Source organism: Microcella sp. (assembly GCF_046296455.1).
In the GTDB taxonomy this organism is placed as follows: domain Bacteria; phylum Actinomycetota; class Actinomycetes; order Actinomycetales; family Microbacteriaceae; genus Microcella.
Map to the genome: position 1 here is coordinate 16,199 of NZ_JBKBLF010000011.1, position 18,708 is coordinate 34,906.

Genomic DNA, 18,708 nt, shown 5'->3' on the forward strand with positions numbered 1-18,708 from the left:
TCCCGACAGCGCCTCAGCGCGCCCCGCCGAGCACGTCGTCGAGCAGCGCGAGCGCCGCATCCGCCGCCTGCTCGCGAATGGCGGCGCGATCGCCCTCGAACCGGTGCTCGCGCACCGTCGTGCCCGCGGCACCCGCCACCGCGACGTAGACGAGGCCCACGGGGGCTGATCCCTGCGGGTCAGGACCGGCGACGCCCGTCGTGGCGACGCCCAGATCGGCGGGATGCCCGTCGACCGCCGCGGCACGGCGCACTCCCTCGGCCATCGCCGCGGCGACCTCGGGGTGCACGGCACCGTGCGTCGCGAGCAGCGCGGGCCGCACGCCGAGCAGGCTCGCCTTGAGGGCCGTGTCATACGCGACGATGCCGCCCCGCACCACTGCCGAGGCTCCGGGAACGCCGACGAGCCGCGCCACGACGGCACCGCCCGTGAGCGACTCGGCGACCGCCACCGATCGACCGGCGGTCGTCAACCGCGCGACGAGGCCGGCCGGCCGGTCGGGCGCGGTCACGACGCGGCGGCCCGGTTCTGGCGCCACGCCTGCACGAGGTAGTCGATGCCCGTGACCACCGTGAGCACGAGGGCCGCCGACATGAGAACGGTATTGACGACGTGCACCCACTCGCCGAACAGGTTCCAGAGCGGCAGCAGAGCCGACGAGATCGCCACCGACTGCACGACCGTCTTGAGCTTGCCCCCGCGCGAGGCGGGGATGACCCGATCGCGCAGCATGAGGAAGCGGAACAGTGTGATGCCCCACTCGCGCACCAGGATCACGACGACGACCCACACGGGCAGCTCGGCGAGCACGGCGAGCATGACGAGCGCCGCGCCCGTCAGCAGCTTGTCGGCGATGGGGTCGAGCAAGATGCCGAGGTCGGTCACGAGGTTGCGGCGGCGGGCGAGCATGCCGTCGACCCCGTCGGTCGCGATCGCCACGATGAAGAGCAGCGCTGCGGCGATCCGCAGCGGGCCGTCGGCGCCGCCGTCGAGCACGAGCAGCACGACGAAGACGGGGGCGAGCAGGATGCGCACCACGGTGATGATGTTGGCGAGGTTGCCGCTGCTCGCCGGCGACTCCCCCGCACGCACGACCCGCCCACGGAGGGAGTACGACCGGGCGCTCGCCTCGGACTCGGTCACGCGGGCCTCCCGGCTGTGGGTCGCGGTGCGGGCCTGAGCGGCGTCACTCGCGGTCGGTCAACTGCCAGGCGTCCTCGTCAGAGCCGCCCTCGACCTCAGGATACCCCTCGGTCATGCGCGCGACGGGGTCGTCGGCGACGCGCGGCGCGGGCGCCGCATCCTCTCCCCGCAGTCGCGCGAGCACGTCGGGAAGCTGGTCGGGGCTCACGAGCACGTCGCGCGCCTTCGAGCCCTCGGAGGGACCGACGATCTCGCGCGACTCGAGCAGGTCCATGAGCCGGCCGGCCTTGGCGAAGCCGACTCGCAGCTTGCGCTGCAGCATCGAGGTCGAGCCGAACTGGGTGCTGATCACGAGCTCGGCGGCCGCGAGCAGCACCTCGAGGTCGTCGCCGATGTCGGCGTCGATCTCGCGCTTCGTCGCCTCGGCGGCGACGTCGTCGCGGTACTCGGGCAGCGCCTGCTTCTTGACGTGCTCGACGACGGCCGCGATCTCGTGCTCGGTGACCCAGGCGCCCTGCACGCGCACGGCCTTCGAGGCGCCCATCGGCAGGAACAGCGCATCGCCCTGCCCGATGAGCTTGTCGGCGCCCGGCTGGTCGAGGATGACGCGGCTGTCGGTCATGCTCGACACCGCGAAGGCGAGACGGCTCGGCACGTTCGCCTTGATGAGGCCCGTCACGACGTCGACGCTCGGCCGCTGGGTGGCCAGCACGAGGTGGATGCCGGATGCCCGCGCAAGCTGCGTGATGCGCACGATCGAATCCTCGACATCGCGCGGGGCGACCATCATGAGGTCGGCGAGCTCGTCGACGACGACGAGCAGATAGGGGTACGGCTGCAGCTGGCGCTTGCTGCCCTCGGGCAGCTCGATCTCGTTCGCGAGCACCGCGCGGTTGAAGTCGTCGATGTGACGGAAGCCGAACGACGCGAGGTCGTCGTACCGCATGTCCATCTCTTTGACGACCCACTGCAGCGCCTCGGCCGCCTTCTTGGGGTTCGTGATGATGGGCGTGATGAGGTGCGGCACGCCCTGGTAGGCCGCGAGCTCGACGCGCTTGGGGTCGACGAGCACCATGCGCACCTCGGCGGGCTTGGCCCGCATGAGCACGCTCGTGATCATCGAGTTCACGAAGCTCGACTTGCCCGAGCCGGTCGAGCCGGCCACGAGCAGGTGCGGCATCTTGGCGAGGTTGGCCACGACGTAGCCGCCCTCGACGTCTTTTCCGACGCCGATCGTCATCGGGTGCAGGGCCTTCGAGGCCGCACTCGACCGCAGCACGTCGCCGAGGCTCACGATCTCGCGGTCGACGTTGGGGATCTCGACGCCGATCGCGCTCTTGCCCGGGATGGGCGAGAGGATGTTCACCTCATTGCTCGCGACGGCGTACGAGATGTTCTTCGTGAGCGCTGTGAACCGCTCGACCTTGACGCCCGGGCCCAGCTCGACCTCGTAGCGCGTAACGCTCGGACCGCGGCTGAAGCCCGTGACGCGCGCGTCGACCTGGAACTGCGCAAGAACCTCGGTGATCGCCGCCACTACCGAGTCGTTCGCCGCCGACTTCGACTTGGGCGGATCACCCGGCGCGAGCAGCGAGGCCGCCGGCAGTCGGTACGGGGTGCCGGTGCGCGAGCGCGACGGCGGGGTGAACTCGCCCGCCGCACCCATCTCACTCGCCGTCGTGGCGAAGCCCGGCAGGACGGCGGGCGCGACCTGCTCGCGCGAGGCGGGCGCGGCATCCACCTCGCCGGTGAACCGGCGCACCGCGCGCTCGGCCGCCGTCAGAACGTCGTCGAGGTTCTCGGTGACGGCCGCGCGCTGCGCGGCGTCGATGACCTCGGTGGCCTGCTCGCGCTCGACGGGGCTGTCGAAGGCTGCAGACTCGCGCGTCGACTTGCCCTTGCGCCACCAAGGCATCGAACTCGTGTCGTCCATGTCGAGGCCGAGGTCGGTGAGCGAGCCGAACTCGACGCTCTCGGTCTCAGCCTTCGCCTTCGGCTCGCGCGGGACGAGCTCGGCGCCGAACAGGTAGCTGTAGAGCTCGCGCAGGCGATCGCCGATGCGGTTCGGCGGCGTCTTCGTCATGATGAGCACCGAGAGCCCGGCGAGCACCACGAGCGCCGGCACGGCAACGTAGGCGGTCGCGAGCAGCAGCACCCCGCCGAGGATCCAGCCCACGATGCCACCGGCCTGGGCGAGCGCGAGCGGAGGCAGCGCGGGCTGCGGGGCCCCGAGCGCGATGTGGCACAGGGCGCTCACGCTCGCGATGAGCAGGCCGAGCCCGATGCCGATGCGCGTGTTGTCGTGCACGCTCGCCGGGTGCCGGAAGAGCCAGCCGGCGAACACGAGCATGATGACGGGAAGCGCGAACGACACCCGGCCGACGAGCCCGCCGAAGGTCCAGGCGTTGAGCGCGACGGCGACGGGGTCGGTGGCGAAGAACCATTCGACGACGGCACCCGCGATCGCGAGCACGACGATGAAGAAGGGCACGCCGTCGCGTCGCTCGTCTCTCGCGAGGGTCTCGCGCCCGAGCACGCGGAAGGTCGCGCCGGTCATGTGGGCGAGGCCCATCCACAGACGGGTCAGGATGCCCGCCTCGGGCTCGACCGCGGCGGGCAGCTTCTTCGTCGGCTGGGTGCGCGAGCGGCTCGAGCCGCCGCCCGAGCGCGACGATGCGGCGCGCGGGCGCGACGACGATCGAGTGCTCGATGGCATGCGCCCACGGTACCCGCGCGATGCGACGCCCGCCGGGGGCGACACGCGCCGAGGATGCGGACGCGGGTGGTCAGACGCTGCAGTAGCCCACGCCGCCGTCGGTGGCCCACACGGCGAACGGCGCGACCGAGGTGGGGTGCGTCGTCATGACCACGACGCGATCGAGCTCGGCGGGCTGCCAGTACGGCTCGAAGCCCGGGTCGTTCCACGAGACCTCGAAGACGAGGCGCCCTGCGGCGTCATCGACCACGTAGAGCCGGCTGACGACCGCGTCGAACGGGCCGCTGACGGTCGGGTAGGCGGCGAGTAGCTCGGTGACCGTCGAACCGATCGCGATGCCCTCGGTCGTCGGCACGGTCGAGGGGCCGATCACCTGGATCGCGCCGACCTCACCCGACTCGCCCACCGCGACGCCGAACAGGGCGGCACCATCGGAGTCCACGTAGTCGGGCACCGCGCGCCACAGGCCCGCACCCGGATCGCCGGGCGCGATGCCGAAGTCGGCGTCGACGCAGGCCTCGGGGTCGAACGCGATCATCGCCGTCGGGTCGTCGGGAGCCGGAGCCGGCTGCCCGACCACGAGCAGGTTGAGCGAGCCGGGGGCGAGCGCGAGCTCGTCGGCCGAGGGACGTGTCGGATCAGGGCTCGGCTCCGCCGGAGCGCTCGCACTCGAGCTTTCGCTCGGGGTGGGCTCGGCAGCGGGGAACTCGGGAGCGCACGCCGCGAGAGCGAGCAGCAGCCCGGCCGAAGGGACGGCGAGGAAGGCCTTCATGGGCACAGCCTAGGGAGGCGAGGGCCTCGAGGCTACGCCTCGGCCCGCGCCGCCGAGCGGCGCGGCAATCCAGCACCGTTCGGTGATCGAGGCCGTTAGGCCTCGGCCCGCGCCGCTGAGCGGCGCGGCAATCCAGCACTGCTAGGTGATCGAGGCTATGCCTCGATCACTACGGGCACGATCATCGGGCGTCGACGGTGCTGCGTGTTGACCCAGCGGCCGACCGTGCGGCGCACGACCTGGCTGAACGCGTGGGTGTCGCGGGTGCCGTTGGAGGCGGCATCCACCAGCGCCTTGATGATCTGCGGCTTGACGTCGTCGAAGATCGCCTCGTCGGGCGCGAACCCGCGCGCGTGGATCTCGGGGCCGACGACGACCTTGCCGGTCTGAGCATCCATCGCCACGAAGATGGAGATGAACCCTTCTTCGGCCAGGATGCGGCGGTCTTTCAGATCGGCGTCGGTGATCTCGCCGACCGTCGAGCCGTCGACGTAGACGAAGCCGATGTCGAGCTGGCCGACGACACGCGCGACGCCGTCACGCAGGTCGACGACCGTGCCGTTGTCGCCCACGAGCACCCGCTGCTCGGGCACACCGGTCGCGATCGCGAGCTCGGCGTTGGCCACGAGGTGACGCTGCTCGCCGTGCACGGGCATGACATTCTTGGGCTTGAGCACGTTGTAGAAGTAGAGCAGCTCGCCCGCCGAGGCGTGGCCCGAGACGTGCACGCGTGCCGTGCCCTTGTGCACGACCTTCGCGCCGAGCTTCATGAGGCCGTTGATGACGCGGTAGACCGCGTTCTCGTTACCGGGGATGAGGCTCGAGGCGAGGATGACGGTGTCGCCCGAGCCGATCTCGATCTGGTGCTCGAGGTTGGCCATGCGCGCGAGCACGGCCATGGGCTCGCCCTGGCTGCCCGTGGACATGTAGACGATCCGGTCGTCAGGCAGGGTGGCGGCCTTCTTGTGGTCGATGAGGATGTCGTCGGGCACCTTGAGAAAGCCGAGGTCGGCCGCGATCGTCATGTTGCGCACCATGCTGCGGCCCATGAGCGCGACCTTGCGACCGTTCGCGTGGGCGGCGTCGAGCACCTGCTGCACGCGGTGCACGTGGCTCGAGAAGCTCGCGACGATGACGCGCCTCGGCGCGCGCGCGATGACGCTCTCGAGCACCGGCCCGATGTCGCGCTCGAGCGCGGTGAAGCCCGGAACATCGGCGTTCGTCGAATCGCTCAGCACGAGGTCGACGCCCTTCTCGCCCCACCGGGCCACCGCGCGCAGGTCGGTGATGCGGTCGTCGAGGGGAAGCTGGTCCATCTTGAAGTCGCCCGTGTGCAGCACGGTGCCGGCGGCCGTCTGCACGACAATGGCGAGGGCATCCGGAATCGAGTGGTTGACGGCGATGAACTCGAGCGTGAACGGGCCGAGCTGCTCGACCTGGCCTTCTTTCACGGTGTGCGTGTAGGGCTGGATGCGATGCTCTTTGAGCTTCGCCTCGACGAACGCGAGCGTGAGGGTCGACCCGAGGATGGGGATGTCGTGCCGCTGGCGCAGCAGGTACGGCACGGCACCGATGTGGTCTTCATGCCCGTGCGTGAGCACGACAGCGAGCACGTCGTCGAGGCGATCGCGGATGGGCCCGAAGTCGGGCAGGATCAGGTCGACGCCCGGCTGGGTCTCTTCGGGGAAGAGCACGCCCGCATCGATGATGAGCAGCTTGCCGGCGATCTCGTACACGGTCATGTTGCGGCCGATCTCGCCCACGCCGCCGAGCGGGATGAGCCGCAGGGTCGACGGGTCGAGAGCGGGCGGGTCGAAGAGTTCGGTGGGCATTGGTCGCCTGACTGCTCGTGGTGCTCGGTGGGGCCCCGTGGCCCCCTGATTCGGTCTATCGGGTGGTGCCGGCCACCTTGGGCAGGGCACCGCCGGCCGCGGCGTTGCGGTCGGGGCGGAAGTTGCTGAAATCGACGCCGGCCACGTTCTTGACGAGATCGAGCTCGTCTTCGATGACGGCCGCCTCGTGCTCTTCGGGCCCGACGAGCGGCAGGCGCACGCGCGGGGTTCCGATGCGGCCGAGGCCGTGCAGCACGTACTTCGTGGCGACGGTGCCGGGAACGTGCGTCATGATGGCGCGCACGAGCGGTTCGAGGTGCTGGTGCTCGGCCGTCGCCGTCGCCAGGTCGTTGGCGTTCACGGCGTCGACGATCGTGCGGTACGAGCCAGGGGCGATATTGGCCGTGACGCCGATGAGCCCCGTGCCGCCGATCGCGAGCGTCGGCAGCACGTTGGCGTCGTCGCCCGCGAAGTACATGAGGTCGGTCTGGTTGAGCACGCGGCTGACCTCGCTGAGGTCGCCCTTGGCATCTTTGACCGCGAGGATGTTCGGGTGCTTCGCGGCGCGCAGGATCGTCTCGTACATGATCGGGATACCCGCGCGGCCCGGGATGTCGTAGAGGATCACGGGCAGGTCGGTCGCATCGGCGACCATGCGGAAGTGCGTCAGCACCCCGGCCTGCGTCGGCTTGTTGTAGTACGGCGTGACGATCATGACGCCGTCGGCGCCCGCTTTCGCGCTCGCCTTGTAGAGCTCGATGGCGTGCGCGGTCTCGTTCGAGCCGCCGCCCGTGATGATGGATGCGCGGCCCGCGCTCACCGACTTGCCGACCTCGACCAGCCGGATCTTCTCGGCATCGGTGAGCGTGCTCGTCTCGCCCGTCGTGCCCGTGACGACGATGCCGTCGGCGCCCGCGCCGATGACGTCGTCGATGTGCTTCTCGACCCCGGCCCAGTCGACTTCGCCGTCAGCCAGCATGGGCGTGACGAGCGCAACGAGCACTTGGCCGAAGGGGTTGTTCACAGACACGTGCTTCAGGGTATCGCGCCCGTGGTCGCAGACGCGCGGCCACTGCTCGTGTGCGTGAGTCACCCGCGCGTGGGCGGCGTTTGTCTGCGACACCGACTCTTTGCCCAGACAGGCCCAGAAGCAAGCGTGTTCACGGTGTGTCGCCCGACCTTGTCGGTCTCGCAGACAAATGGTCGCCACGCGCGACGATCGCTGCGATCGTCGCCACAACTCCGGCGGGTTCATCGAACACCTGCCGATAGTCGAGGCGCACCACGATGTAGCCGAGCGCCACGAGCGACTCGTCGCGTCGCAGATCTGCCCGCCGGCTCGCCGGCTCGGCGTGGTGCGCTTCGCTGTCGCACTCGACGATAAGGCGGTCGCCGATGAGCAGATCGGCGCGTTTGTTGCCTCCGAGCGGAAGAGGAGCCTGCGGCGTCGCGTGGATGCCCGCCTCGTGCAACAGCACCCGAAGCACGCTTTCCGTACCCGACTCGGAGCGCTCGTCCGCGAGCGCAGCCGCGGCACGTGCTCGGTACCGCCAGACCGCCGCGTCGAGCAGCAGCCCGACCGGTGTGAGCGGAGTTGACCGCAGAGCTGAGTCGAGCATCGCCACCGCGAACGGTCGAGGAAGGTCAGCAGCGGCTCGCCCCAACACATTCGACAGCGGTGCCACGCCGAACTGCGGGTTGGTCTGCTCTCTCGTCCAGTGGATGCGAACTCGTGCGCCCCTTGCACACTCGCGGCGCACGGTGACAGCGACCCTCGCCTCCACGTGCAGCTCGGCGTCACTAGGCGAGGGAGGAACCCATAGCGCGTGATGCTCGAGCGCAGACACCCCGGTCAGTCGGCCGCCAACCTGCGCCGCGCGGAGAACGTCGGCGTGAGCATCCGGAAGCGCATAGACGCCTGTTCGCACTCGGAGAAGGTCGCCCCTCGTCGCAGCTCGGGCGAGCGCGCGCTGTTGGCTCGGCGTCGCACCCAGTTCACGAACGGAGGCGATACCTCCGCGGGCGCGAAGCCACTTGTCGAGAGTGTCCACGGCAGGAAGATGCCTGGTGCGAGTTCACGGGACTCAGCGCAGGTCGAGAGCGTTGACAACTCGCAACGAGATTGCGGTCTGAAGGAGAAGCGTCGGTCAGACCGACACTCATGAGACGCGACTCGGCGAGTCGTGCAACTCGCCGAGGATGCCCCCGCATCTGTCGGGCTGGTAGTCACTGTTAGCGGCGCATCACCAGCGCAGGTCATGTGGCATGACGTGGTTGTTCTCGGCGCACCACTTCAGCGCGATGCGTCGAGCGCGCAACCACCAGCGGATGCGAATCAGCCCACGCACGAGAAACGCCATCGGAACAACCACCATGATCGACGCCAGGACGAGCAGGATCAGCTCTTGGCGACCTGTGAACTCCGCGAGGGCGAACGGAATCGAAAGCACCAGCGCCAATGAACTGCCGATAATTTCGACGGGCGGGCTCAGCGCGAAGATCTCATCTTTCATGTCGTTGCCCTGCCGGTAGATCAAACCCGGCAACGGTTGGGGCCCTAACTGCTCATCCAGGATCGCCCGCAGCTCGGCGTGGACGGCCCGTCGCCGCTCTTGCTGCAATCGCTGACGCTCACGCCAATGCAGGCCGTCAGACGAACCCGTTGGAGCTGACCGCCGACCCATGGGCTAGGGCGCGACGCGGCCGTTGGCGTTGAAGGCCTCGAACGTGAGGGGCATCAGCTCGGCGAAGTGGTGCTCCATGAGTTCGGCCACCATCTCGATCTCGCGCTGCGGGAACGACGGGAAGTGCGTGCCCTCGCGCTTGGTGCGCAGCGAGAGGAAGTTCATAAGCGAGCGAGCGTTCATCGTGACGTACATCGAGCTGTAGATCGTCACGGGGAGGACCGCGCGGGCCACTTCGCGCGCGATGCCCGCGGCGAGCATCCGCTGGTAGGAGGCGTAGGCCGCCTCGCACACGCCACGCACCTCGGTGTCGACCAGAGCCGTCTGCGCGGGGGTGCCGGGCAAGAACTCGTAGGCGCCGGGCTTGCCGACCTGCACGAGGTTGCGCTCGGGGCCGGGCACGTAGAACACCGCGTTGAGCTCGCGGTAGCGGCCCGATTCTTCGTTATATGAGGCGATGCGGTGCCGCATGAACTCGCGGAAGACGAAGATCGGCGCCTGCACGTAGAACGTCATCGAGTTGTGCTCGAAGGGCGAGCCGTGGCGGTCGCGCATGAGGTAGTTGATGAGTCCGCGGTCGCGCGCCGTCGCCTCGTCGCCCGCCGCAGCGGCCTCGAGCGTCTGCTCGCCCTGCGTCGACACGCGGGCGGCGAACAGCACGTCGCTGTCGTGGGCACTGGCCCGCACGAGCTCGACGGTCACGTCGGAGCGGAACTGGATCTCGGTCGCCTCGGTCACGCTCGTCACCCTACCGGGGGCCCGCCGCCGTCTCGCGGCGTCACACACGGGAATGCATGAAGCAGGTTTCGTATTGTGGTCATCATGGATGCTCTCCCCGCCCTCCTCGTGATCGTGGCGCTCGTCGCCCTCGCGACGGTGCTCGGGCTCGTGCTGCGAGCCCGCAGCGTGCGCGTGGCCGAGGGCTGCGGCGGAGACGAGCACGAGCTCGTCGTACCGGGCGCCGAGGTGACCCTCGTGCAGCTGTCGAGCCCGGTGTGCTCGGCCTGCGAGGCCATGCGCCGGGTCGCGACCGAGCTCGTCGACAGCGACGCGACCGTCGCGCACCGCGAGGTCGATGTGCTCGACGACCCCGAGATCGCCCGTCGGCACTCGGTGTTCTCGACGCCGACGACGCTCGTGCTCGATCGCGACGGGCACGTGCGCACGCGCCTCATCGGCGCCGTGCGCCCTGCCGACGTGCGCGCGGCGGTCGACGCGGCGCGCAGCGAGCTGGTGACCGCGTGACCGCGAGCGCGCCCGGCCCCGAGCGCCCCTTCGGCATCGACCCGCGCGGCCCCCGCTTCGGCGCCGCCATCACCTCGGTGCTGCTGCTCGTCGTCGTGCTGCTCGGGCTCACCGCCCCGATCGGGGCCGACCTCGTCTCGCGCGCGCTGCAGCCGGCCGCGCTGCTGCTGACCGTGCTCGTGGGGCTGTTCGCGTGGGGAGCTTTCGCGGGCATCCAGAAGCACCCCTACGGCCTGCTGTTCCGCAGCCTGATCGCGCCGCGTCTCGCTGCGCCGACCGAGCGCGAGCACCCCGCGCCGCCGACCTTCGCTCAGCTCGTCGGGCTGCTCGTGACGGCGACGGGGCTCGTGCTGCACCTGCTCGGCGTTCCGGGCGCGCTCGTGGTCGCGGCGAGCGCGGCGTTCCTCGCGGCGTTCCTCAACGCGGTCTTCGCCTACTGCCTCGGCTGCCAGCTGTACGTGCTGCTCGTGCGCGCCGGAATCATCCGCCGCTCGGCATCGCCCGCGTAGGCTGAAGGCCCGCAGTCCGCACGAGTCGTCAGGAGCACTGCCATGGCCGTCACCAGCGAAGCAACCACCCTGTGGTTCGGATCCTTGCTCGAAGGCTCGGGCACGACCTCGCTCGACTCGTCTGATGCGGGCGAGTTCCCCGTCACGTGGGCCGCGCGCTCCGAGGGCGTCGCGGGACGCACCAACCCCGAAGAACTGCTGGGCGCCGCGCACTCGGCCTGCTACTCGATGGCGCTCTCGAATGCCCTCAGCAAGGCCGGGCACGCGCCCGAGAGCCTGCAGGTCACGGCCGCCGTCACGTTCGTGCCGGGTGAGGGCATCACGGGCAGCCACCTGCTCGTGAGCGCGAAGATCCCCGGCCTCGGCGCCGACGAGTTCCAGGCCTTCGCCGAGCAGGCGAAGACCGGATGCCCGGTCTCGGCCGCGCTCACCGGCATCGCGATCACGCTCGAAGCCTCGCTCGCCTAGTGGGCGCCCCCGAACCGATGCGCGTGCTGATCGCCGGTGCCTCCGGCATGATCGGCACCGAGCTGCAGCGGCAGTTGCGGGCCGACGGCCACACCGTGCTGACGCTCGTGCGTCGCGCCCCGCGCAGCGAGACCGAGTTCGCGTGGGCGCCCGATGCCCGCGTGCTCGACTTTCGCGTCTTCGAGCAGGCCGACGCCGTCGTCAACCTCTCGGGCGCCTCGATCTCGCGCATCCCCTGGACCCGCGGGTACCAGAAGCAGATCCTCGAGTCGCGCGTGCGAGCGACGCGCGCGCTCGCCGAGGGCATGGCGATGGCGAGCGCTCCCCCGCGCGTCTTTCTCAGCGGGTCGGCCGTCGGGTACTACGGCGACCGCCCCGCCGTTCGCCTCACCGAGGATGCGGGCAAGGGCGAGGGCTTTCTGAGCGACGTCGTCGCCGCCTGGGAGGAGGCCGCCGGGCTCGCGCCCGAGGCGACGCGCACGGTGCTGCTGCGCACGGGCCTCGTCATCGGCCGCGGCGGAGCCATGACCCCGCTTCGGCTGCTCACCGCGCTGGGTGCCGCCGCCCGCATCGGCTCGGGCGGCCAGCACTGGCCGTGGATCAGCCTCTACGACGAGGCCGCCGCGATGCGCCACCTGCTGACCTCGAGCCTGCGCGGCCCCGTCAACCTCGCCGGCCCGACCCCCGCGACGAGCGACCGCATCACGCGCGCGCTCGCCGCCGCGATGCGCCGCTGGCACCTGCTGACCCTGCCCGAGGGCCTCATCGGCCTCATGATGGGCGAGGCGGGCCGCGAGCTGCTGCTCGCGAGCCAGAAGCAGGTGCCCGCCAAGCTGCTCGCCGACGGATTCCGCTTTCGGCACGAGACGGTCGAGCAGGCGATCGACGAGCTCGTACGCCCGACCCCGCGCGACTAGGCGGAGGGCGCCGCGGCGCGCTCGAGCCGCATCGCCTCGCGCATTGCCCACCGCGCCCGACGCCGATCCCGGCTGCCGTCGTAGGCGAGCGCCAGGCGGAACCAGTGCTGCCACGATTCGGGATGCTGCTGCACCTCGAGCGCGTACCGCGCGAAGATCGCGTCGGCGGCTTCGCGCTCGACCCGGCCGCTCACGCGCGCCGGAAGCTCGTCGTCGGGCAGGCCGCCCTCGGCCTCGAGTCGCCGCGCGAGCGACTCGGCGCGGAACCCGAAGCGCAGCTCGACGATGAGCGCCCAGAAGCCGAGCAGCGGAAAGACGACGAGCGCCCAGCCCATGCCCTGCACGATCGGCAGCGGATCGCCGATGAGCCGCAGCGCGTAGCCGAGCACGACCACGAGGTAGAGCCCGAGCAGGGCGGCCATGCCGAAGACGGCCCAGCGGGCGCGGCTCATGCCGGGTCGGCCTCGGCGTCGGCGGACGCCGGGGTCGTGGTCAGACCGATGAGCGCATCGAGCCCGACCACGAGGCCCGTCGTCTCGAGCGCGGCGCGCAGGCCGAGCAGGATTCCGGCTTCGTACGAGCTCGGCGAGAGGGTCTCGTGGGTGAGCGTGAGCACCTCGCCCGTGCCGCCGAAGTGCACGTCTTGCCGGGCGACCGCACCCTGCAGGCGCAGCGAGTGGATGGGCACGCTCGCGACCTGCTGCCCGCGCGCCCGCTGGTCGGTGTGCGGCGCGACGACCGGGCCCAGCTCGGCGCGCGCGTGGCCGATGAGCTCGGCGGTGCGCACGGCCGTGCCCGAGGGCGAGTCGACCTTCGCGGCGTGATGGGTCTCGACGATCTCGATCGACTCGAAGTAGCGTGCGGCGATGGTGGCGAAGTGCGTCGCGAGCACGCTGCCGAGCGAGAAGTTCGGGATGACGACGACCCCCGCATCCGGATGCGCGTGCAGCAGGGTGCGCAGGGTACGAAGGCGGTCTTCGCTCCAGCCGCTCGTGCCGACGAGCACCTTCAGCCCCGACCGCACGGCGTGGTCGACCACCGTGGGCGAGACTCCGGGCGCGGTGACGTCGAGCACGACGTCGGCCCCGAGCATCTCGCCGAGATCCGAGCGCGAGTCGAGCCGCGCGACGAGCGCGAGATCGGTCTGCTGCTCGATGAGCGTGCACGCGAGCGACCCGAGTCGTCCGCTCGCACCGACGACGGCGACTCGAGTGACCATGTGCCCAGTCTACGGCGGGCAGCCCCTCGCCTAGGCTGAGCGCATGGTCACCTGGCGCACCGCCCTGCCGAGCGATGAGCCCGCTCGCCTCTTGCTCGACCAGTACTTCACCGCGCGGGCGCACGGCTTCCCTGCGGGCCCCGACGCCTACCGCCGCACGGTGCCCGACGACGCCGAGTTCACGCCGCCCGCGGGCGTCTTCGTGCTCGTCGAGGGCGAGAACCTCTCGGGCGAACCGGCCGACGTCGGCTGCGGCGGGGTGCGGCGCATCGCCGACGGGCCCGCCGGGCCGCGCTTCGAGGTCAAGCACCTCTGGGTGCAGCCGCACACGCGGCGGCTGGGATACGGGCGCGCGCTCATGGACGAGCTCACCCATCGGGCCCGCGACCTCGGCGCCGCCGAGCTCGTGCTCGACACCAACGAGAGTCTCGAGGCCGCATCAGCGCTCTACCGCTCGCTCGGCTTCGCGCCGATCGCGCCCTACAACGACAACCCGAACGCGACGACCTGGCTGGGCCGCACGCTCTGAGAGCGCGGCGGTTCAGGCGAGGCTGAGGAAGAGCTTCTCGAGATCGGCGACCTCGACGGGGTCGCCGCCGTTCTCGCCGTCGCGCAGGCACTCTTTGAGCGCCGAGGCGATGATGGCGAACCCGGCGCGATCGATGGCACTGGATGCGGCGCTCAACTGCGTCACGATGTCACGGCAATCGCGCCCGTCGTCGATCATCGCGAGCACCGCGCCGAGCTGCCCCTGCGCGCGGCGCAGCCGGTTGGTGATCTTCTTGGCCTCGTCGGCGGGGATCGTGGTCATCGGTCGTCTCCTGTCGCGTAGTCGAGCCCTCGCTGCACCCAGGCCATCGTGCCGCCCGCCACCGAGACGGCATCGAGACCCTGAGCGATGAGGAAGTCGGCGGCGCGCAGGCTGCGCGCCCCGGAGTGGCAGATGACGTAGACGGTCTCATCGCGCGGCAGCGCATCCAGTGCATCGGGCACCGTGCCGAGCGGCACGAGCTGCACGCCGGGCACGTGCGCGTCGATGTACTCGTCGACCTCGCGCACGTCGATGACGGTCGCGCCGCGCTCGCGGGCGAGCACGAGCTCGTCGACCGAGATCTCGTCGGCCATGGGGGCTCCTTCGGGTCGGGGGTGCGGGGGCGGGGTCAGGCGGCGACGAGCGCCGGGGCGAGGGCCGCCGTGCCGGCGCGCCACGTGGTGTAGCCGCCGTCGAGGTTGGCCACGATCACACCGTACTGCCGCAGCAGCGCGGCGGCGGTGTGGCCGCGCTGGCCGACCTTGCAGCTGACGATGACGCGCTCGCCGCGCAGCCGCTCGGCGTGCGCGCGCAGCTCGTCGAGCGGGATGAGCTCGCTGCCCGGGATCGCACCGAGCGCATTCTCGCCCGCGGTGCGCACGTCGATGAGCCGCCAGCCCTCGGCCTGCCGCTCGGCGAGCTCGTGCCACTGCACGCTGAGCTCGCCGTCGATGAGGTTGTCGTCGACGTAGCCGAGCATGTTGACCGGATCTTTCGCGGAGGCGAACTGCGGCGCGTAGGCGAGCTCGAGGTCGGCGAGGCCGCGCGCGGGGATGCCGCCCGCCATGGCGGTGGCGATCACGTCGATGCGCTTATCGGCGCCCCCTCCGACCGCCTGCGCGCCGAGGATGGCGTCGGTCTCGGCGTCGACGACGAGCTTGAGGGCGAGCAGTTCGGCACCCGGGTAGTAGCCGGCGTGGTTCGTGGGGTGCGTGTGGATGACGCGGATCGCGCGCCCTTCCTCGCGCAGCTCGCGCTCGGTGCGGCCGACGGCCGCGGCCGTGAGGCCGAAGATTCCGATGACCGCGGTGCCGAGGGCCGGCACGGCGGCGTGCGGGCGGCCCGCGATGGCATCGGCCGCGAGGCGACCGTGGCGGTTCGCGAGGCCGGCGAGCCAGACCGGCGCGGGGTCGCCATCGAAGCGCTGCTTGATGACCGCGTCGCCCACCGCGTAGATGGCCGGGTCGGAGGTGCGCTGCACCGCGTCGACCACGATGTGCCCGCCCGTATCGAGGGCGAGGCCGGCGTCGCGCGCGATCGCGCTGTCGGCACGCACCCCGACCGAGAACACGACCAGGTCGGCGGGCAGGGTGCGTCCATCGGCGAGCGTGACGTGGTCGTCGGCGATCGCCGTGACCGTCGTGCCGAGGTGCAGCTCGACGCCGTTCGCACGCAGTCGCTGCGCGACGATGTGCGCCATCTCGATGTCGAAGGGGCGCAGCACGTGCGGCATCGACTGCACGACGGCGACGTCGAGGCCGCGGTGGCGCAGGTTCTCGGCGAGCTCGAGGCCGATGAAGCCCGCGCCGACGATGACCGCGCGACGGGAATGCTGCGCCGCCGCGATGATGCGGTCCATGTCGGCGATGTCGCGCAGCGTCAGGCCGCGCTCGGCGCCGTCGATCGACGGGCGCACGGGCGCCGCGCCGGGGCTGAGGACGAGCGCGTCGTAACCGATCGACTGCTCGGCGCCGGTCGCGAGGTCGCGCACGAGCACCGTGCGGGCATGCCGATCGATCGCGATCGCCTCGGTGCGCACACGCACCTCGAGGGCGAAGCGCGCGCCGAGTGAGGCCGGCGTCTGCAGGATGAGCGCCTCGCGATCGGCGATGACGCCGCCGACGTGGTAGGGCAGGCCGCAGTTGGCGAACGAGACGTGCTCGCCCCGCTCGATGACGATGATGCGGGCGTGCTCATCGAGGCGGCGCAGCCGGGTCGCGGCCGACATGCCGCCAGCGACGCCGCCGATGATGACGAAGGTACGAGGGGAGGTCATGCCTCGATACTATACCCCCCGGGGTATTTTGGCCATCGCTCTCAGCGACCTCCCGAATCGCGCTCAGGGCAGTGTGCGACGCTCTGAAGCATGCAGCGGCCGGCCATCCTCACCCGCGCACGCGGGCGGATCCTCGTGATGTTCTCGGGAGACCCGGAGGGCACGCCCGAGTGGGTGCGCGCGCTCGAGACCGGCGACGACGAGGGCTATTTCGGCCCCGGCTCGGCGGTGTGGGCGGTGCACAGCGGAATTCCGACCGTCGTGGCGGGAATCCGGGCCCTGCTCATGCAGACGCTGCATCCGGGCGCCATGGCGGGTGTGCACGACCACTCGCGCTACCGGGAAGACCCCCTCGGCCGACTCTCGGGCACCGTGCGCTGGGTGCTCACGACGACCTTCGCCGATCGCGCGCAAGCGGCGGCGGGATGCGCCTGGGTGGCGCGCCTGCACGAGCGCGTGCGGGGCGAGTACGCGGGCGCCGACGGCACCGTGCTGCCCTACTCGGCCGGTGACGCCGACCTGGTCGGCTGGGTGCACTGCGTCTTCGCCGACGCCTTCATCGGCAGCCACGAGACGTGGGGCGGATCGGTGCCGGGCGGTTCTGACCAGTACGTGCGCGAGTGGGCGACCGCGGGCGAGCTCATGGGCATGGCCGACCCTCCGCGCACCCGCGCCGAGCTCGATGCGGCGATCGCTGCATACCTGCCCGTGCTGCGGCGCGACGAGCGGGTCGACGAGGCCGTGCGCTGGCTGCGGCGCCCGCCCCTGGGACGCGGGGTCGGCCCGGCGTACCGCATCCTGTTCGCCGGCGCCGTGGCGTCGCTGCCCGATCAGTACCGCGAGCTTCTGGGCCTGCGGCGCCCGCGCTGGCCCGCGATCGCGCTCACGGGGCTCGCCCTGCGCTCGATGCGGCTACTGCTGGGTCGGGAGTCATCGAGCCTGCGTTTCACGCGCCGACGCCTCGAGCGGCTCGCCGCCGCGTCGACCGCAGCCTAGAAGGGCTGATCGACCGGCAACCCGGTGCGCAGCTCGGCTGGCAGGTGGCCGAGGTCGTTGTGCGTCACGAGCACCGGCGGCTTCGCCGTACGCACACGGATGATCGTGAGTCCGCAGTTGGCCTGGTTCACGCCCATCCACCGCCAGGCAGGAGCACCGAAGACCTCGCGCACGAACCAGGCGATGACGAAGTTGTGCGTGATGAGCAGGTCGTGCCGGTCATCCCGAGACGGCGACAGCCACTCGGCCGTCGCATCGGCCATCTGCGCCTCGCCCGCGGCGATCTCTTCGGGCGTGATGCCGCCGAAGAAGGGCTCGAACGCGTGCGGCATCTCGGGCGACGGGCCCGCAGGGATGCAGTCCATGAGCAGGGCCGAGAGCTCGGGCTCGACCGCCGGCATGCGCTCGGTCATGAGCCGGGCGGTCTCGACCGCGCGCTGCAGCGGAGAGGTGTGCACGCTCGCGAAGGGCACCCCGCTCAAGCGCTCGGCGATCGCACGGGCCTGCCGCTGACCGCGGCCGCTGAGGGGGCCGTCGGGAAGACCGTGCTCCGCATCCTGCTGCTCGCCATGACGGACGAGATAGACGTACCGCGACACGACACCACTCCCCTTGCTCGACCCGCACGAGCCTAGGCCATGCCGATGACACGCCCCGGATGGGGGACACGACGAAGGACAGACAGTCCTGTCTGTCCCCTGCTACAGTGACAGCACCGGTTGCCCAGCCCGTCGCCCGACGGCCATCGGGCACCGCGAAGAGCAGGAGCAGCAGTGCCGGTCGTGCCCCCCGTCGAATCACCTCGTCGCATGCCGCCCGCGAAGCTGCGCATCATCGAGGCAGCGACCGAGCTCTTCTCCAACGACGGCATACGCGCGGTCGGCGTCGATCGGCTCATCCAGCACTCCTCGGTGACGAAGGCCACCTTCTACAAGCACTTCGGCTCGAAAGAGCGGCTCATCCGCGACTACCTCACGATCGCCTCCGAGCGCGAGCTGGCCCAGCTCGACCAGCTGATCCACGCGCAGGATTCGCCGCAAGCCTCATTGCGCGCGATCGTCGAGGCCGTGCACTCCGCACTGCACGACGAGAAGTTCCACGGCTCGCTCTTCATCAAGGCCGCCGCCGAGTTCCCCGACCAGCGCGACGCCGCGCGCGCCATCATCGCCGAGCACCACGAGGCGATCGCGAGCCGCATCACCGACCTGCTGAACCGCGTGGGGCACCCGTTGGCCGGAGAAGCGGCCGACCAGCTCATGGTCGCCTACGTCGGGGCCCTCTCGTGGGGGCACGTGGGCGACCCGATCGGCGCCTCGGTGGCGTTTCGGCGCACCGTAGAGCGCGTGCTCGCCGAACTGCCCCTCGCCGCCTGAACCCCGACGTCGCAGCGCGCGCTGCGC

22 protein-coding genes are annotated in these 18,708 nt (G+C 70.9%); 7 read left to right on the forward strand and 15 right to left on the reverse strand.

Translation table 11 applies throughout. The features are described from left to right. Window positions 1-13 precede the first annotated feature (13 nt). The 9 genes from ACK4HH_RS07330 to thyX all read right to left on the reverse strand — a co-directional run bounded on the left by ACK4HH_RS07330 (window position 14) and on the right by thyX (window position 9,885). Window positions 14-511, reverse strand: a complete 498-nt coding sequence (locus tag ACK4HH_RS07330) for a CinA family protein (RefSeq protein ID WP_409650207.1) — start codon at window positions 509-511, stop codon at window positions 14-16. Further along, window positions 508-1,143 (reverse strand): CDP-diacylglycerol--glycerol-3-phosphate 3-phosphatidyltransferase, encoded by a 636-nt coding sequence (pgsA, locus tag ACK4HH_RS07335; RefSeq protein WP_409650210.1) that lies wholly within the window; start codon window positions 1,141-1,143, stop codon window positions 508-510. Before pgsA ends, ACK4HH_RS07330 begins: the two co-directional genes overlap by 4 nt. A gap of 43 nt (window positions 1,144-1,186) precedes the next feature. Next, a complete protein-coding gene (locus tag ACK4HH_RS07340; RefSeq protein WP_409650213.1) occupies window positions 1,187-3,859 on the reverse strand; it encodes a DNA translocase FtsK in 2,673 nt (890 codons plus the stop codon). Window positions 3,860-3,929: 70 nt separating this feature from the next. Continuing rightward, window positions 3,930-4,631, reverse strand: coding sequence for a hypothetical protein (locus ACK4HH_RS07345; RefSeq protein WP_409650216.1), 702 nt, complete (start codon window positions 4,629-4,631; stop codon window positions 3,930-3,932). Between the two features lie 155 nt (window positions 4,632-4,786). After that, window positions 4,787-6,463, reverse strand: coding sequence for a ribonuclease J (locus tag ACK4HH_RS07350; RefSeq protein ID WP_409650219.1), 1,677 nt, complete (start codon window positions 6,461-6,463; stop codon window positions 4,787-4,789). Between the two features lie 55 nt (window positions 6,464-6,518). Further along, window positions 6,519-7,493 carry a 4-hydroxy-tetrahydrodipicolinate synthase gene (gene dapA, locus ACK4HH_RS07355; RefSeq protein ID WP_409650222.1) on the reverse strand — a complete coding sequence of 325 codons (975 nt, stop codon included), beginning with the start codon at window positions 7,491-7,493 and terminating at the stop codon, window positions 6,519-6,521. 130 nt (window positions 7,494-7,623) lie between these two features. Next, window positions 7,624-8,514, reverse strand: a complete 891-nt coding sequence (locus ACK4HH_RS07360) for a DUF559 domain-containing protein (RefSeq protein WP_409650225.1) — start codon at window positions 8,512-8,514, stop codon at window positions 7,624-7,626. Window positions 8,515-8,706: 192 nt separating this feature from the next. After that, window positions 8,707-9,084, reverse strand: a complete 378-nt coding sequence (locus ACK4HH_RS07365; protein WP_409650228.1) for a hypothetical protein — start codon at window positions 9,082-9,084, stop codon at window positions 8,707-8,709. 66 nt (window positions 9,085-9,150) lie between these two features. Beyond that, window positions 9,151-9,885, reverse strand: coding sequence for an FAD-dependent thymidylate synthase (gene thyX / locus ACK4HH_RS07370; protein WP_409650231.1), 735 nt, complete (start codon window positions 9,883-9,885; stop codon window positions 9,151-9,153). 84 nt (window positions 9,886-9,969) lie between these two features. Between thyX and ACK4HH_RS07375 the strand changes: the two genes are divergently transcribed. The 4 genes from ACK4HH_RS07375 to ACK4HH_RS07390 are packed head-to-tail and all read left to right on the forward strand — an operon-like array spanning window position 9,970 to window position 12,286. Continuing rightward, on the forward strand, window positions 9,970-10,392 hold the full coding sequence (locus ACK4HH_RS07375; RefSeq protein WP_409650234.1) for a thioredoxin family protein: 423 nt from the start codon (window positions 9,970-9,972) through the stop codon (window positions 10,390-10,392). Next, window positions 10,389-10,901 carry a DUF4395 domain-containing protein gene (locus ACK4HH_RS07380; protein ID WP_409650237.1) on the forward strand — a complete coding sequence of 171 codons (513 nt, stop codon included), beginning with the start codon at window positions 10,389-10,391 and terminating at the stop codon, window positions 10,899-10,901. Before ACK4HH_RS07375 ends, ACK4HH_RS07380 begins: the two co-directional genes overlap by 4 nt. 42 nt (window positions 10,902-10,943) lie before the next feature. Next, window positions 10,944-11,369, forward strand: coding sequence for an OsmC family peroxiredoxin (locus ACK4HH_RS07385; protein WP_409650240.1), 426 nt, complete (start codon window positions 10,944-10,946; stop codon window positions 11,367-11,369). Beyond that, entirely contained in the window at window positions 11,369-12,286 is a 918-nt protein-coding gene (locus ACK4HH_RS07390; RefSeq protein ID WP_409650243.1) for a TIGR01777 family oxidoreductase, read from the forward strand. The genes ACK4HH_RS07385 and ACK4HH_RS07390 overlap by 1 nt, the downstream gene beginning before the upstream one ends. On the opposite strand, the gene ACK4HH_RS07395 is transcribed toward ACK4HH_RS07390, so the two are convergent. Both ACK4HH_RS07395 and dapB read right to left on the reverse strand, forming a co-directional pair. After that, complete coding sequence (locus tag ACK4HH_RS07395; RefSeq protein WP_409650245.1) at window positions 12,283-12,738, reverse strand: hypothetical protein; 456 nt, start codon at window positions 12,736-12,738, stop codon at window positions 12,283-12,285. The two genes, ACK4HH_RS07390 and ACK4HH_RS07395, sit on opposite strands and share 4 nt — an antisense overlap. Beyond that, window positions 12,735-13,505 carry a 4-hydroxy-tetrahydrodipicolinate reductase gene (gene dapB, locus ACK4HH_RS07400; RefSeq protein WP_409650248.1) on the reverse strand — a complete coding sequence of 257 codons (771 nt, stop codon included), beginning with the start codon at window positions 13,503-13,505 and terminating at the stop codon, window positions 12,735-12,737. Before dapB ends, ACK4HH_RS07395 begins: the two co-directional genes overlap by 4 nt. Window positions 13,506-13,548: 43 nt before the next feature. Here dapB and ACK4HH_RS07405 point away from each other — a divergent pair, with 43 nt between their 5' ends. Then, window positions 13,549-14,034 (forward strand): GNAT family N-acetyltransferase, encoded by a 486-nt coding sequence (locus ACK4HH_RS07405; protein ID WP_409650251.1) that lies wholly within the window; start codon window positions 13,549-13,551, stop codon window positions 14,032-14,034. A 12-nt stretch (window positions 14,035-14,046) separates the two neighbouring features. Here ACK4HH_RS07405 and ACK4HH_RS07410 read toward each other — a convergent pair whose 3' ends face one another. The 3 genes from ACK4HH_RS07410 to ACK4HH_RS07420 are packed head-to-tail and all read right to left on the reverse strand — an operon-like array spanning window position 14,047 to window position 16,312. Then, on the reverse strand, window positions 14,047-14,316 hold the full coding sequence (locus ACK4HH_RS07410; RefSeq protein ID WP_409650253.1) for a metal-sensitive transcriptional regulator: 270 nt from the start codon (window positions 14,314-14,316) through the stop codon (window positions 14,047-14,049). Next, window positions 14,313-14,630 (reverse strand): rhodanese-like domain-containing protein, encoded by a 318-nt coding sequence (locus ACK4HH_RS07415; protein ID WP_409650256.1) that lies wholly within the window; start codon window positions 14,628-14,630, stop codon window positions 14,313-14,315. Before ACK4HH_RS07415 ends, ACK4HH_RS07410 begins: the two co-directional genes overlap by 4 nt. A 35-nt stretch (window positions 14,631-14,665) precedes the next feature. After that, window positions 14,666-16,312, reverse strand: coding sequence for an FAD-dependent oxidoreductase (locus ACK4HH_RS07420; protein ID WP_409650258.1), 1,647 nt, complete (start codon window positions 16,310-16,312; stop codon window positions 14,666-14,668). Between the two features lie 90 nt (window positions 16,313-16,402). On the opposite strand from ACK4HH_RS07420, the gene ACK4HH_RS07425 reads away from it, so the two are divergent. Next, complete coding sequence (locus ACK4HH_RS07425; RefSeq protein ID WP_409650261.1) at window positions 16,403-17,308, forward strand: oxygenase MpaB family protein; 906 nt, start codon at window positions 16,403-16,405, stop codon at window positions 17,306-17,308. Here the strand turns inward: ACK4HH_RS07425 and ACK4HH_RS07430 are convergent. Next, the gene (locus ACK4HH_RS07430; protein WP_409650264.1) at window positions 17,305-17,907 is read right to left on the reverse strand and encodes a histidine phosphatase family protein; all 603 of its coding nucleotides are present in this window, start codon (window positions 17,905-17,907) and stop codon (window positions 17,305-17,307) included. The genes ACK4HH_RS07425 and ACK4HH_RS07430 overlap by 4 nt on opposite strands. Window positions 17,908-18,117: 210 nt before the next feature. Here ACK4HH_RS07430 and ACK4HH_RS07435 point away from each other — a divergent pair, with 210 nt between their 5' ends. Beyond that, complete coding sequence (locus ACK4HH_RS07435; protein ID WP_409650267.1) at window positions 18,118-18,681, forward strand: TetR/AcrR family transcriptional regulator; 564 nt, start codon at window positions 18,118-18,120, stop codon at window positions 18,679-18,681. The last annotated feature ends 27 nt before the right edge of the window (window positions 18,682-18,708 follow it).

What these genes read in the sequence shown, in the direction of transcription:
- ACK4HH_RS07340 (WP_409650213.1), bottom strand. Translation starts at nt 3,859, where the DNA reads ATGCCATCGAGCACTCGATCGTCGTCGCGCCCGCGCGCCGCATCGTCG.
- ACK4HH_RS07345 (WP_409650216.1), bottom strand. Translation starts at nt 4,631, where the DNA reads ATGAAGGCCTTCCTCGCCGTCCCTTCGGCCGGGCTGCTGCTCGCTCTC.
- ACK4HH_RS07350 (WP_409650219.1), bottom strand. Translation starts at nt 6,463, where the DNA reads ATGCCCACCGAACTCTTCGACCCGCCCGCTCTCGACCCGTCGACCCTG.
- ACK4HH_RS07375 (WP_409650234.1), top strand. Translation starts at nt 9,970, where the DNA reads ATGGATGCTCTCCCCGCCCTCCTCGTGATCGTGGCGCTCGTCGCCCTC.
- ACK4HH_RS07385 (WP_409650240.1), top strand. Translation starts at nt 10,944, where the DNA reads ATGGCCGTCACCAGCGAAGCAACCACCCTGTGGTTCGGATCCTTGCTC.
- ACK4HH_RS07395 (WP_409650245.1), bottom strand. Translation starts at nt 12,738, where the DNA reads ATGAGCCGCGCCCGCTGGGCCGTCTTCGGCATGGCCGCCCTGCTCGGG.
- dapB (WP_409650248.1), bottom strand. Translation starts at nt 13,505, where the DNA reads ATGGTCACTCGAGTCGCCGTCGTCGGTGCGAGCGGACGACTCGGGTCG.
- ACK4HH_RS07405 (WP_409650251.1), top strand. Translation starts at nt 13,549, where the DNA reads ATGGTCACCTGGCGCACCGCCCTGCCGAGCGATGAGCCCGCTCGCCTC.
- ACK4HH_RS07410 (WP_409650253.1), bottom strand. Translation starts at nt 14,316, where the DNA reads ATGACCACGATCCCCGCCGACGAGGCCAAGAAGATCACCAACCGGCTG.
- ACK4HH_RS07415 (WP_409650256.1), bottom strand. Translation starts at nt 14,630, where the DNA reads ATGGCCGACGAGATCTCGGTCGACGAGCTCGTGCTCGCCCGCGAGCGC.
- ACK4HH_RS07420 (WP_409650258.1), bottom strand. Translation starts at nt 16,312, where the DNA reads ATGACCTCCCCTCGTACCTTCGTCATCATCGGCGGCGTCGCTGGCGGC.
- ACK4HH_RS07425 (WP_409650261.1), top strand. Translation starts at nt 16,403, where the DNA reads ATGCAGCGGCCGGCCATCCTCACCCGCGCACGCGGGCGGATCCTCGTG.
- ACK4HH_RS07435 (WP_409650267.1), top strand. Translation starts at nt 18,118, where the DNA reads ATGCCGCCCGCGAAGCTGCGCATCATCGAGGCAGCGACCGAGCTCTTC.